The organism is Pseudoalteromonas sp. S1609 (assembly GCF_005887255.1).
In the GTDB taxonomy this organism is placed as follows: Bacteria; Pseudomonadota; Gammaproteobacteria; order Enterobacterales; family Alteromonadaceae; genus Pseudoalteromonas.
This window is the reverse complement of sequence record NZ_PNDJ01000012.1, coordinates 64,492-78,689: the sequence shown is the minus strand read 5'-3', so window position 1 is coordinate 78,689 and position 14,198 is coordinate 64,492. Positions and strand designations below refer to the sequence as shown.

At 39.2% G+C, this 14,198-nt stretch carries 8 protein-coding genes and 1 pseudogene; 6 read left to right on the top strand and 3 right to left on the bottom strand.

The annotated features are described in order from the left end of the window. Positions 1-10 precede the first annotated feature (10 nt). Complete coding sequence (locus CWB76_RS04150) at positions 11-1,528, bottom strand: S10 family peptidase (RefSeq protein WP_138605647.1); 1,518 nt, start codon at positions 1,526-1,528, stop codon at positions 11-13. A 305-nt stretch (positions 1,529-1,833) separates the two neighbouring features. Here CWB76_RS04150 and CWB76_RS04145 point away from each other — a divergent pair, with 305 nt between their 5' ends. The 6 genes and pseudogenes from CWB76_RS04145 to CWB76_RS20555 form a co-directional block, all read left to right on the top strand. Then, positions 1,834-2,616: a response regulator gene (locus CWB76_RS04145; protein ID WP_138605645.1), complete on the top strand. Its 783-nt coding sequence runs from the start codon at positions 1,834-1,836 to the stop codon at positions 2,614-2,616. 254 nt (positions 2,617-2,870) lie between these two features. Continuing rightward, complete coding sequence (locus CWB76_RS04140) at positions 2,871-3,209, top strand: P-II family nitrogen regulator (RefSeq protein ID WP_010391070.1); 339 nt, start codon at positions 2,871-2,873, stop codon at positions 3,207-3,209. Positions 3,210-3,218: 9 nt separating this feature from the next. Further along, the gene (locus tag CWB76_RS04135) at positions 3,219-4,448 is read left to right on the top strand and encodes an ammonium transporter AmtB (RefSeq protein WP_054202014.1); all 1,230 of its coding nucleotides are present in this window, start codon (positions 3,219-3,221) and stop codon (positions 4,446-4,448) included. Between the two features lie 140 nt (positions 4,449-4,588). Continuing rightward, positions 4,589-6,922: a penicillin-binding protein 1B gene (mrcB, locus tag CWB76_RS04130; protein ID WP_036985023.1), complete on the top strand. Its 2,334-nt coding sequence runs from the start codon at positions 4,589-4,591 to the stop codon at positions 6,920-6,922. A gap of 243 nt (positions 6,923-7,165) precedes the next feature. Continuing rightward, a complete protein-coding gene (locus CWB76_RS04125; protein WP_138605643.1) occupies positions 7,166-10,186 on the top strand; it encodes a TonB-dependent receptor in 3,021 nt (1,006 codons plus the stop codon). Positions 10,187-10,427: 241 nt separating this feature from the next. Further along, positions 10,428-10,882, top strand: a pseudogene (locus CWB76_RS20555) (transposase family protein); the annotation flags it as partial. Here CWB76_RS20555 and CWB76_RS04115 read toward each other — a convergent pair. Next, a complete protein-coding gene (locus tag CWB76_RS04115) occupies positions 10,879-12,720 on the bottom strand; it encodes a methyl-accepting chemotaxis protein (RefSeq protein ID WP_138605639.1) in 1,842 nt (613 codons plus the stop codon). The pseudogene CWB76_RS20555 and the gene CWB76_RS04115 overlap by 4 nt on opposite strands. Positions 12,721-12,881: 161 nt before the next feature. Beyond that, entirely contained in the window at positions 12,882-14,162 is a 1,281-nt protein-coding gene (gene hemL / locus CWB76_RS04110; RefSeq protein ID WP_069440337.1) for a glutamate-1-semialdehyde 2,1-aminomutase, read from the bottom strand. Positions 14,163-14,198: the final 36 nt, after the last annotated feature.

The window sequence follows — 14,198 nt, the reverse complement described above, 5'->3', positions numbered from 1 at the left end:
TAAAAGCTAATTAGTATTTAGCTGATTCACCGTCTTTGGGTAAAGACTGATTTATAAACTCGCGTAAATCGTTATTAGAGCTTTCTAAATCTGCGTGGCGTAGATACATCATATGGCCACTGCGGTAGCCTTTAAAGCTTAACCTATCTTGCATTTTACCACTTGGATCTAATTGCCACATAGTATATTTGGCATCAAAGTAATTGGTTGCACCGTCAAAATAGCCCGCCTGAACCATTACATTTAAATAAGGGTTTTGAGCCATGGCTAAGCGTAAATTTTCACCGGTATTATTTCCGCTTCTGTCCCATGGGTGAACGTTACCAAATAAGTTATATTTGATATCGGTTTTGTAATTAAGCTCTTCACGAAGATAATAGTTAATTGCAGGAGTGAAAGAATGCAGCCATGATGTAAGCTCTGCCCAGTAATCTGGAGACTCACCGGCATCGCGTTTATCTATGCCTAAATAGCGCGAATCCAGTCGACCAACCATTTGTCCGCGTTCACGCAACAACTCTTTCCAAAAAAACTGTGTTGGAATATCTAAATTGTTTTGACTAACAAATGTTTCAGATAAACCCGCATATTCAGCCATTTTTTTAATAATACGACGTTTTTCGTCTGGCGCAATAAAACCGCCTTTTGCAAGCGCAGGGATGAGCTCATTAACAGTAAACTGTTCAACTTCTGGTAATAGCTCGTCTAAATCTTTTGCTTGTAAATCGGCGTTTAGTGCTTTGTGATACCATGCTGTTGCAGCAAAGTAAGGTAGGCGGTTAGCGGCTTTTACTGGGCCGTCGCGTTTAATACCGATATCGGTAGGAGAAACGAGTACAACACCGTTAATGTACATCCACTGACTATTTTGCAGCTCATGCGCTAAACCCGATACACGAGTAGTACCATAGCTTTCACCAATTAAAAACTTTGGAGAGCGCCAACGTTCATTTCGAGATACAAAAGTATTAAGCCATTCTGCGAGGTACTTTATATCGGCATTAACGCCAAAAAATAGCTCTTTTTGTTTATCTTTGGGTAAAAGGTTACCGTCTTTATCTTCTACAACACGTGAATAACCTGTATTTACAGGATTTATATAAACGATATCCGCTACATCTAAAACCGAATAAGGGTTATCTTTTACACCATAAGGTTGAATTGGGTAGCCTTCGTCGTCAATTTTTAAAACACGAGGGCCGGTGTAAGCTAAATGCATCCAAACCGATGCTGAGCCTGGGCCACCATTAAATGAAATAAGTAATGGACGCTTTGTTCTGTCATCTACTTTATCGCGGGTGTAGTAAGTATATTGAAGGGTTGCTATGGCATCTCCCTTGTTATCCCATACCGGTTGTGTGCCTGTTGCTACCGTATAAGAAAATCGTTCGTTATTTATTTTTGCTTTGTGCTGAGTAACTACTTTACTGTCGATATCAATACGGCGTTGATTATCGGCAAACGTTGCACTTGTAAATGTAAGTGCAATTGCGGCAATGGGTAAAAATAGACTTCGACTAAATTTCATAACTAACCCTTTTTATTTTATGTACTGCAGTTATAGCGATATTTGAGTAAAAAACAAAAGTATTGAGACTAGCTGCCGATAATAATCGTTGAGTTTATGTAATTAAGATTAATCTCAACATAGCAAACAGGCGAAATATACTTGATGTGTATACCATACTGTAAGTTTAAGGCGATTAAAAAATTTAATTATTAATTAAGTTTTTTAAGTTATTGGTCGCTTTAATTGTTTTTAAATGGATGCTTGAGAGTGATTTATTTTTAGGTTTATTACCATAAAGGGTGAACGTAAATGAAAGGGAGTTTATGCAACGGGTTTTAATTGTTGAAGATAATATAAGGGTAAAACAGGTACTCAAACATATTGCTGCTCATTACCTTGATGTGCGGGTTGATTTCGCTCAGTCACTTACTCAATGTAAAAAGTTACTAAATCAAACTAGTTATTCGCTCGCGTTAGTTGATTTATCTGTTGGTGGTCAAATCGATACTGATATAACTCGCTTTACACTGTCGCAAGGTATCCCTACGTTGGTGATGACAACGCAAACAGATGAACATACACGTTTAAAAATGCTGGAATTAGGTATTATCGATTACGTCATTAAAGATAATCGCGACTCTTATCTTTACGCCATAAAATTTGTAGCACAGTTATTGCGTAACCAGGGGCGCAAAGCGCTGGTTGTAGATAATTCCTTATTGAGCAGTAGCTTGGTTAAGCAAATGCTTGAAAAACAATTGTTTGACGTCATTACTGTTGATAATAGTGCGCAAGCTCTTCATATACTTGAGCATGATCAGGCAATCAACTTAGTGATCACTGACCATAACTTATCAGGTATGAATGGTTTTGAATTAATTAGAGCAATTCGAAATATTAAAAGCCGTGAGCAATTGGCCATTATTGGTTTAGCTGATGTATATAGTTATGGCGTTGCTGCACGATTTATTAAATCAGGTGCGAATGACTTTTTAACTAAACCCTTCACCCATGAAGAGTTTCACTTTCGAGTGGTGCAAACTATGGAGTCAATATGGCTAAGTGATGCTAAAAAACCGGCTTTGTCTTTCGATGCGACAGAGTAACTTTAATCTTAAATACGTTATCAATGTGTATTTGGGAGTGTAACGGTTAGTTAAAGACGACTATTTGCGTATTTATCGACTCGCACCAATTCTGTATTTTGCTTAAAAAAAGCGCACCTAAATGGTGCGCTTTTTTGTTTTTTATATTATTTAATTTAATAACCCTCTGTTTTTATTTGTAATTTAAAGGTGGCACAAAGGTTGGATTGTATAGAGCAAATACAATAACAAGCTAGTGTCCTAAGGGGGCCTTTGTGAAAATGATCAGTGCAATAATAAAGCCATTCAAACTAGATGATGTGCGTGAAGCACTCGCTGATTTAGGCATCGAAGGAATGACAGTGGTTGACGTTAAGGGGTTTGGACGTCAAAGAGGTCATACAGAGTTATACCGTGGTGCAGAGTACCAAGTTGACTTTATACCTAAAATTAAACTTGAAATTGCCACTCGAAGTGAAAATTGCCAACGCGTTGTAGAAACCATTACCAAAGTTGCTGGAACGGGCAAAATTGGTGACGGCAAAATTTTTGTTTACGACCTAGATCAAATCGTCCGTATTCGTACAGGCGAACTTGATGATGACGCAATTTAAGGGGGCAACATGGAAAATACAATTATAGAGCTGAAGTTTTCGCTCGATACGTTTTACTTTTTAATTTCTGGCATCTTAGTTATGTGGATGGCAGCTGGTTTTGCAATGTTAGAAGCTGGTTTAGTGCGCTCAAAAAATACTACAGAAATCCTAACTAAAAATATCGCACTTTATTCTATCGCTTGTACTATGTTTTTGTTGGTCGGTTACAACATTATGTATGTAGACAACGTTGAAGGCGGAATAATTCCTTCATTTGGTGGCCTAATAGGTAGTCAAGCTGCAGACGCCGATCATTCACTAGAGTCTGATTTTTTCTTCCAAGTAGTATTTGTTGCAACGGCTATGTCTATTGTATCTGGCGCCGTAGCGGAGCGTATGAAGTTATGGGCTTTCTTAGTGTTTACAGTAGTACTTACAGGATTAATTTACCCAATTGAAGGTTACTGGACATGGGGTGGCGGCTTCCTATCTGAATTAGGCTTTGTTGATTTTGCAGGTTCTGCCATTGTCCATGCAACCGGTGCAGCTGCAGCGCTTGCGGGTGTAATTCTACTGGGTGCACGTAAAGGTAAATATGGTAAAAATGGTGAAATTTACCCAATTCCAGGTTCAAACTTGCCACTTGCTACATTGGGTACATTTATTTTATGGATGGGTTGGTTTGGCTTTAACGGTGGATCACAGTTATTAATTTCAGATAAAGAAAATGCAACTGCAGTAGGTCAAATACTACTTAACACCAATGCTGCTGCAGCTATGGGTGCAATTTCAGCCTTGTTCTTATGTAAATTATTATGGGGTAAGGCAGATTTAACCATGGTACTTAATGGCGCACTTGCAGGCTTAGTGGTTATTACTGCAGATCCATTATCACCATCACCATTAATGGCGTGTTTATATGGCCTACTAGGTGGGTCTTTGGTTGTACTAAGCATTGTGGCACTTGATAAAGTGAAAATTGACGACCCTGTAGGTGCCATCTCTGTGCATGGTGTATGTGGCATATTAGGTGTGGTATTAGTGCCGGTTACTAATGCCGAGGCTAACCTTGTGGCACAGTTAATTGGTTTACTATGTATCATTGGCTTTGTGTTTATCGCATCATTCATTGTTTGGGCAGTCTTAAAACAAACTATGGGTATTCGTGTTACCGAAGAGGAAGAGCTAAACGGTATGGATCAACATGATTGTGGTATTGATGCTTACCCAGAATTTGTTTCAGTAAGAAGTAATTAAAAGTAAAAGTATTGTGTGTTCAATCAAAGCCCTACTCAGTTAGGGCTTTTTTGATTTCAGGAAGGGTTAATTTTTCAGGTGTTAGAGTAATGTGATAAGCTCCTCGCGTTAAATCAACCTTTGGAATGTATTACACTTAAATGGCTGAAAAAAAGAAAACACCGACCAGTAAACCCTCGACTAAGCGCGCTACTAAGTCATCTAAAACATCAGCGCGAAAAAGTGCTGCAAAAAAAACCGCAAGTTCGGCTAAACGGCCATTTTTAAAAACGTTGTTTTCTATTTTTTGGAAACTGAGTCTGGCGACTTTCATCGCTGTAGCACTTTACTTTATTTATCTTGATGCAAAAATCACCCGCCAATTTGAAGGCAATAAATGGCAACTTCCAGCCCAAGTGTATGCTCGTTCAATGACGTTTTTTCCAGGGCAGTTTTTATCTGAGCAAGAAGTTTTATGGGAGCTTAAACGTTTAAATTACACGGCAGTTAATCGCTTAAGCCGCACAGGGCAATATATTAAAACAGCTAATAGTATTAAGATTTTTCGTCGTGATTTTGAATTTTATGATGGTTTAGAAAATGCTCACGTAATTGAACTACGTTTCTCTGGAGAAAAGGTTGCCAGTATTAAAGATAAATTCGGTCGTCGCTTAAACACTGCCAGATTAGAGCCTGTACAAATAGCCCGTATAGGTAATGACTCAAAACAAGACCGCGAATTTGTGCCATTAGATAAATTTCCTGACATGCTTAAAAATGCTTTGTTAGTGGTCGAAGACCGCGATTTTTATGATCACCATGGGGTATCGGTATTTTCTATTTTACGGGCTTTATATACCAATATTCGCGCAGGAAGAACCGTGCAAGGGGGCAGCACACTGACGCAACAGCTAGCTAAAAATATTTATCTTACCCGTGAACGTTCATTAGTACGTAAAATCAATGAAGCTTTTATTGCGCTTATTCTTGATTATCGTTATTCAAAAGATCAGATTCTTGAAGCCTATTTAAACGAAGTCTACCTAGGTCAGTCTTATAACCAAGGAGTACATGGGATGGGGCTGGCTGCTGAGTTTTACTTTGCAAAACCCGTTGATGAACTTGAGTACGACCAAATTGCTCTGCTGGTGGCCATGGTTAAAGGCCCTTCTTATTATAACCCTAGACGTTATAAAGAACGTGCTATGGAGCGTCGTGACTTAGTGCTGCGTTTAATGGTCGATAACAAACTTATTTCCACTAAAGAGTATCGAGCCTCATTAAAGCGCGCAATTGATATTGCGCCAATGAAAGCCAGCTTACAAAAGTCTTACCCAGGTTACTTAGAGTTGGTTAATCGCGAGTTGAAACAGCTGCTACCTGATCAAGAAGTATTAGATGCAGGAGTGCGCGTATTTACCTACTTTGACTTGCAAAAACAAACCGCAATGGAAGAATCGATTAAGGCCAGTTTACCTTATTTGGAAAGGCGTCCAAATACCAAAGAATTAGAAGCGGCAATGATCTCCGTTAATGTTGAAAAAGCTGGTGTATCAGCGTTAGTGTCTGGACGTGATGTGCGCTATTCAGGGTTTAACCGGGTGCTTGATACCAAGCGCAATATTGGCTCATTAGTTAAACCGGCAGTGTATTTAAGTGCACTGCAGCTTCCTCATTATAATTTAGCGACATTGCTTGATGATTCACCCGTGCAAGTCACCAACGAAGAGGGAAAAGTATGGCAGCCAGAAAACTTTGATCATCAATACCGAGGCGCCGTGCCTCTTTATAAAGCATTCAGCCACAGCATTAATATTCCGGCAGTTAACTTAGGGCTTGATGTTGGGGTTGATAAAGTTGCTAATACACTCAGAGGACTAGGTGCTAAAGGCCATATTAATGAATACCCGTCGCTGCTATTAGGGGCTATTGAAATGTCGAGTTTTGAAGTGGCCCAGCTTTATACCACTATTGCTGCTGATGGCGAATACAGAGAGCTGACGTCTATCTCGGCATTAACTGACTCTGTTGGTAAAGTACTTTATAAGCATAAAGTGAGTAACGAACAACGCTTTGATAAAGATGCCATGTACATGACCAAATACGCTATGAAGCGAGTAACTAAAGATGGCACCGCTAAGCGCTTAAATTTACATTTTCCGTCGATTCAGTTAGCTGGTAAAACAGGTACCAGTAACGAATTACGCGATAGCTGGTTTGCCGGGTTTGATCAAAATACAGTGACTGTTGCTTGGCTAGGTCGTGACGATAATAAAAGCACTGGTTTGACTGGTAGTGTCGGGGCGCTTGAAACCTATATTCGTTATTTAAAACCGCTAAACCCCCAAGCCATTGCCGATACTCGTCCACCTTCAATTCGGTGGGCATTTGTAAACGAGCAAACGGGGAAGCAAGCACCACCAGGGTGTGGCAAAGTGATTCAATTACCACTTAGGGCCAGTGAGTTTAAACCAAGACCCCAGTGTATTCGCTAGGTAATAAAAATAAAAAAGCCCGAAAGGGCTTTTTTTTATGGATTTCTTTAATAAAGGACTAGTGAAATGTTTTTATTTATTTTTATAGTATAAATATTGTTCACCTGTTGTTAGTTTAAAGGAATGGGTATTTGTTTGTTTTTTGTTAACTTTGTTGGTTTTTTTGTTTGCATTTTTGTTTCATAAGCATATTATAAATATGCCTTTAAGGCATATAATTATAATTTCAAACAGGGATAAATAATGAAATCAATATTTAGGAAAAGTATAACGGCAATTGCCGTATCAGCATCCTTAGGCCTAGCATTACCTGCTGTTGCATCTGATGTAATAGGAACTGTAAATAATATTAATGATAATAGTTCTTACACTGTAAAAGTTAAAAACCCTGCAACTGGTTTAGAGCGAACTCTAAGTATTTCTAGTGAAGGTACCTTTCGCTTTGCCTCTCTGCCTACAGGTAGTTACGAGATACAAATATTAAAAGGCGATGCTGTAGTTGCTGAAGACCGCGTTAGAGTCTCTTTAGGTGCCAATTCAAAAGCTAACTTTGACCTAAACAGTTTCGATTCTTCTGGCCCAGAGGTAATTCAAGTTGTTGGTGCTCGTATTTCATCAATAGATCTTTCAACAGCTGATTCGGGCCTAGTTATTACAGATGCTGAAATTGACAGAATGCCAATTAATCGTGATTTAACATCAGTTGCATTATTAGCACCTGGGGCTGTAAAAGGCGATAGCGCATTTGGAAATACAGCGTCATTTGGTGGTTCTTCTGTTGCTGAAAATGCATGTTATATTAATGGGTTAGAAGTTACTAATACTCGCCAAGGCTTAGGGTGTGGCGAAGTCCCGTTTGAATTCTATGACCAATTTCAAGTTAAAACCGGTGGTTATTCAGCCAAGTTTGGCCGAGCTACTGGTGGTACTATTAATACAACTACAAAAGGCGGTACTAACGAGTGGGAATTTTCTGCTGTAGTTCAGTACCAACCTGATTCTTTGCAAGAAGAGGGCAGCATTTCTCGTGGCAATAATGGAGCAGGTCAAATTTTCAGAGATGAAAGCTATGACTCTGATAACAAGACTGACGTTACACTTGCTGTTGGTGGCCCACTTATTGAAGACACACTTTTTTTCTATGGTTTAATAAACCCTCGTGATACTGAGTCGTCTTATACTTGGGGTGGAGATGAATTTTCACCGAACGATCAGTACCGAGAAGAATCTGCATCTGGCGGAGATAATTTATTCTGGGGTGGTAAACTCGATTGGGATATTAATGAAAACCATCGCTTAAGCTATTTTGCTTATTCAAATCGTCGTGATATTGAGCGTTCTGTTTATGATTACAGCAACGGTGTTATAGGCGACCGCAAAGATGGTGCATTACTTAAGCGTGGTGGCGAAGCGCAAAGCTTGAGTTACACAGGTGTACTAACTGAAGATTTAGTTGTCACAGCAATGGCTGGTACAATTGAGACTGAGTATGAAACGCAATCAGAAAACTTAATTTGCCCAAGTATTACAGATTCTCGTGGTACTTCTAATCCAATCACTGGTTGTGGTGCTGGTGGTAGCTTTGGTGCAAATAATGATGAAAATACTCAGTACCGCCTTGATATTGAGTATGTTTGGCAAGACCATCAGATTAGCTTTGGTATCGATTATCAAGAGCGTGAATCTGAGCGTGTGAGTCGTCCTATCGGTGGCCACAGTTATGATTACCGTACACTAGCGGCTAACGGCAGTTTTCAAGCTGATAATGGCGCACTAACAAACAATACTGGTAATGTATTGCAATACGTTGAAGATCGAGTATTTGATGGTGGCGGTAGCTTTAAGTCAGAGCTTACGGCTTATTACATAGAAGATAATTGGCAAGTAACAGATGATTTTGCGGTAACTGTTGGCTTACGTATAGATGAGTTTGATAGTTGGGGCACAACAGATAAGCTACTTACAAGCTTCAAAACGGATGTTGCTCCTCGTTTAGGTTTCACGTGGGATCCAACGAGCACTGGCGACACTAAAGTATATGGTACTTATGGACGTTATTACTTACCTGTTGCAAATAACACTATTTTCCGTGCAGCTTCTGGGGTAAGTGATATTACTACTGCTTACACGTATACGGGTGTTGATGCAACGACAGGAGCACCTACAGGTTTGGCTCCTTTGGCAGATACTCTTGGCTCAGGCGGTTTAGCAAACTCACAACAAGTAAGTGGTGTTCCGGTTATCCCAGAAAAAGATATTTTCCAAGCGCAAGAAGCCGAACCATTTTCAAAAGATGAATATATTTTAGGTGTACAGCAAGCACTAAATGATGAGTACACTGTTGGTATTAAAGGTGTTTATCGTGAAGTTGCTACTGCATTAGATGATTACTGTGGTCGTTATGCTTACCCATATTGTGTGATGATTAATCCTGGTTCATCTTCTAGCTGGTATAGTGATGGTTACTATTGGAATGGTACTGATTGGGGTGATTCAAGCTTTGATAACGACGGTGTTCCAGATGAAGGTTCACTAACGACTTACTCTGCTGACACTATTGGTTTACCTAAGGCTAATAATGAATATACCGCCGTAGAGTTTAACTTAAATTATCAGGCTGATACGATTCGTTACCAGTTTGGTTATACATGGGCACGAAGTGTTGGTAACTTTGAAGGTGCTGTTAAATCCGATATTGGCCAAGCTGATGCGGGTATTACACAAGACTTCGACTTCCCAGCTGTAATGGATGGCTCTCAGGGTTATCAACCTAATGATCGTCGTCATACATTTAAATTCTTTGGTAGTTGGGAGCCAGTTGAAAACTTGACTGTAGGTTGGAATGCAACATTACAAAGTGGTCGTCCTAAAAGTTTATTCGGCCAAGGTTACCCGTCAAAAGATCCAAATCTAAATGGTGGTTGGGGTGATACTTTCTACATTTACACAAATGAGTGTCCTGATACCAATGGTAATGGTGAATGTGAGCAAGAAGAAAAAATCTATGAGAAGCATGACCGTGGTACAAATGGTCGTACACCATGGACATTTAACTTAGATTTATCTGCTGCATATGACTTTACTGTTTCAGATATTGATATGAGAGCATCAATCAATGTGTTCAACATATTAAATAGTCAGTCAGAGGCTTCTTTGAATGAGCATTACGAGCAAAATGAAGGCGAAGTTAATGCTTACCATGACGCTGCTTACTCTTGGCAGACTCCACGTTATGTTCGTATAGGGTTTGAAGCTCGATTCTAAACTTTATATAGCATCACAATAATATAAATAATAAAAAAGCCCGAAAGGGCTTTTTTTATGCGAAAGCTTTTTTTGTCCTGAAATGCATTTACACATTTAGGATCTATTTATGAAGACCATTGAAATTAAGGGCGCTAAGCGTACCCAACGAGATTGTACATTAGGCTTTAAACTATCCGTTGTTAAGTAAGTAGAAAAAGGTGACTTCACACACAAGCAAGCGCAAAGCATATATTAACGGTCATTAGTAACTGATAGTTATAGTCGGAGAATAATGGATTATGAGCTGAGTGATGAAATGAAAGCGCTATATATGACGATTAAGCATAGCGTTTTTAAATGTGACGCGATTCATCATTCAGATAGAGGTTTACAGTGTTGCTCTGAAGTATATCAAGATGAGTTATTTAAAGAGAGAATTAAGCCATCGATGACGGATATAACTGTTATCAAAACACCTGAGTAGAGCGTAGAAACGGGATATTAAAGTAATATTCCTACTGTATAAATGTTATACATGGTAGAGTTAAGCTGCTTGTTGAGGAGTTGATATTCATATAAAATGAAATGCGTTCGTACTTAAGTTTGGGTATGAAAATACCAAATCAAGTGTATAAAAAACTTGGTACTGACACACCAAGCCCCTCATTAAAACCGTCAAATTATTTCAGGACGGGGCAATTATTAATTTTTTAAGATTTAAAAAATTGCATTGATTTAGTCAGATCATCCGATAGTTGCTGTAATCGCTGAGCATCCTGTAAGGAAGACTGTGCCGAACTAAGCGTATGATTAGCTAGGTTACTCACCTCCTCAGAGTCGCCTAGAGCTTGTGCCGTAGCTTGTGATTGCTCTTTTACTCGCAGGGCTATTTCTTCTCCTTGTTGTTTAATCATATTCATACTGTATTCTGCATCTTGTAACACTTGATTTGTTTGTGTTGCGGCATCAACAGATTGCTCCATTTTTTCTACACTAGAATGCATTTTTTGCTGTGTATCTTCAGATGCTTGTTGCAACGAGCTAATAATTTGATGTATTTCTTGGGTTTGCGTTTGTGTGCGTTTAGCGAGTGTCCTTACTTCATCTGCAACAACTGCAAAACCACGGCCATGATCTCCTGCGCGAGCGGCTTCAATAGCGGCATTAAGTGCTAGCAAGTTGGTTTGCTCGGCTATTTCACTTATCCCTTTGCTTACTTTGCTTATTTCTTGGCTATCTTGGGCAAGCTTATTAAGCGATTGCTGGCTGTGTGTAAATTCAACTTTTAAGTCCTGCATGTATTTAGCCAGCTCCATCGTGTTATCTGCGCCTTGTTTAACATGTTTTGTTGCTTTTTGAGCTGTGAGCATTGCCTTATTAGCTGAGTCCTCAACGCTGTGTGCGCTATGGCTCATATTACTTAGGGCTGAGTTAATAGCATTAACGCGGTTTTGCTGCTTTTCTACATCCTGACTCGTTTGGCTACTTACATGAGATAAGGAGTAGGTTGCATCAGATAGTGAATGTGTGCTGCTTTTAACCTTCTCTAATAGCTGTGTAAAAGCACGTAATAAAGCATTGTACCTTTGGGCAATGATGTCCATTTCATCGTGAGTACTTGAATTGATCTTCGAGTTTAAATCGCCATTGGCTGCTTGCTCTGCACAAAGAGCAAATTGGGTAATAGTATCAACTACAACAAAGTAAAAGCCGACCATAAGATATAAAGCAAATAGCAAACTGATCACAGAGGCCGCTAATACTAAGTTGCGTATCCACAATTGTGAGGCGTATTTTTTTTCAATAAGACTCTCAAGAGTTGGGATACTTTTTTCAACTAGCGTATTAATACTCGTGTTTACATTGTTAGTGAGCTTCGCAAATTCTGCTTTTGTTAAGGCTATGTTGTCAGGTTCGAGTAATTTTTTTTCTATGGCGTTTTTAAATGTATTGATTGCGCTGTGTAATTGTTTTAGTGGCGCAGATAAGGCTTCGCTCACGGTGCTATCAGCATCGGTTGCTACTTTAAGTGTTTTATATAATTGATTTTCATAAAGGGGTAACGATTTATTTAAGTTAGATAGCGCAATAAAGGTTTCAGGAGTAAATCGATTATTATCGATCACAGTGTTTGCACTTCGTGTTAGTAAGTTAATTTGGACAATTAGCGAGGGTAAAGGCAGTACTAATGAGCGGTTAAGGTAGGAGCTTGCAAGCTGGTTATCTAACGCTAAGTTAGATTCAATAGAAATAAACTCGAGTATATCCTGAGTTTTAGTACTATTGATTTGATAGCCTAACGCACGCGCAACTTGTGGATTTTTATCTGTGTTGCCATCTATTTGGTTACTTAAGATGCGATGGTAACCTTTTAAGCCCTGTTGCTGCATTTGCGAAACACTAATACTGTTACCTAGCAAAGACACTAAAAAAAATAAGCTCAGCGCTAATGGTAATAATAAAATTCCAAACACAACACTAATTTTTGTTTTATATTTTAAATTTGCCATGAGTGTGATGGCGGGGGCTGCTAAGTGTCTTAATCCTGACATAGTTTTCTCTTATAATTGATTTAGGCTACATAGACCGTATAAAGTCTAATTATTATTCAAATATAAGCGTTTACAAATAAAAAAAGCCCTTTCGGGCTCTTTTTCAATTTTTTATTATTAATTTGTGTTTTATACGTAATTAATAACGTTATAAAGTGTACTTATAGCTTAGCAAAAGCGCGCTCTGCCGCTTCAATTGTTGCTTGAACTTCTTGCTCTGTGTGCGCAGCACAAACAAAACCAGCTTCAAACGCTGAAGGTGCTAAATAAACTCCTTCTTCAAGCATTAAGTGGAAGAACTTTTTAAAGCGCTCTAAATCACATTCAGTGGCTTGTTGGTAAGTAGTTACTTTTTCTGCATCAGTAAAGAAAAAGCCATACATGCCGCCAGCGTAGTTAGTCGTTAAGGCAATGCCTGCTTTCTTAGCTGCAGCTTCAAAGCCTTCACAAATCGCTTTACTAATAGCTTCTAATTTTTCGTGAACGCCAGGTGCACTTAGTAACTCAAGTGATTTTAAACCTGCAGCCATCGCAATTGGGTTTCCTGAAAGTGTACCCGCTTGATAAACTGGGCCTACAGGTGCGATGTAATCCATAATTTCTGTTTTACCACCAAACGCGCCTACTGGCATGCCACCACCAATTACTTTACCTAAACAGGTTAAGTCTGGTTTGATGTTGTAGTAAGCCTGAGCGCCACCAAGGGCTACACGAAAACCTGTCATTACTTCGTCAAAAATAAGCACAGATTGGTACTGATCACAGACTTCACGCAGTCCTTCTAAAAAGCCAGGTACTGGTGGGATACAGTTCATGTTACCTGCAACTGGCTCAACAATAATACACGCGATTTCATCGGCGTATTTAGCAAAAATCGCTTTCACTTCTTCAATATTGTTAAACGATACCGTGAGTGTGTGCTTAGCTAAATCTTCAGGAATGCCCGGAGAGTTAGGTACACCCATAGTTAATGCACCAGAGCCGGCTTTTACTAGCAGTGAATCTGCATGGCCGTGGTAACACCCTTCAAATTTTAAAATTTTGTCACGACCAGTAAAGCCACGGGCTAAGCGAATTGCGCTCATTGTTGCTTCTGTACCTGAGCTTACCATACGTACTTTTTCGATTGATGGTACTAGCTCTTTAACTTTTTCAGCCATTAAAATTTCAGCTTCAGTAGGCGCTCCGTAGCTTAAACCATTTTCTACCGCATCATGCACTGCTTGTTTAATTTCAGGGTGATTGTGGCCCATAATCATTGGACCCCAAGAGCCTACATAATCGATATAACGGTTGCCATCAGCATCAAATGTAAACGCGCCCTGTGCTTTAGTAATAAACAGCGGAGTACCACCTACACCATTAAAAGCACGCACTGGTGAATTTACGCCACCAGGAATAGAGTCTTGAGCTCGTTTAAATAAGTCTTGGCTAATTGTCATGAAAAATCCTATTGTTTTATCACTTTAAAAATAAGA

What these genes read in the sequence shown, in the direction of transcription:
- CWB76_RS04150 (WP_138605647.1), bottom strand. Translation starts at nt 1,528, where the DNA reads ATGAAATTTAGTCGAAGTCTATTTTTACCCATTGCCGCAATTGCACTT.
- CWB76_RS04145 (WP_138605645.1), top strand. Translation starts at nt 1,834, where the DNA reads ATGCAACGGGTTTTAATTGTTGAAGATAATATAAGGGTAAAACAGGTA.
- hemL (WP_069440337.1), bottom strand. Translation starts at nt 14,162, where the DNA reads ATGACAATTAGCCAAGACTTATTTAAACGAGCTCAAGACTCTATTCCT.
- CWB76_RS04125 (WP_138605643.1), top strand. Translation starts at nt 7,166, where the DNA reads ATGAAATCAATATTTAGGAAAAGTATAACGGCAATTGCCGTATCAGCA.
- mrcB (WP_036985023.1), top strand. Translation starts at nt 4,589, where the DNA reads ATGGCTGAAAAAAAGAAAACACCGACCAGTAAACCCTCGACTAAGCGC.
- CWB76_RS04135 (WP_054202014.1), top strand. Translation starts at nt 3,219, where the DNA reads ATGGAAAATACAATTATAGAGCTGAAGTTTTCGCTCGATACGTTTTAC.
- CWB76_RS04115 (WP_138605639.1), bottom strand. Translation starts at nt 12,720, where the DNA reads ATGTCAGGATTAAGACACTTAGCAGCCCCCGCCATCACACTCATGGCA.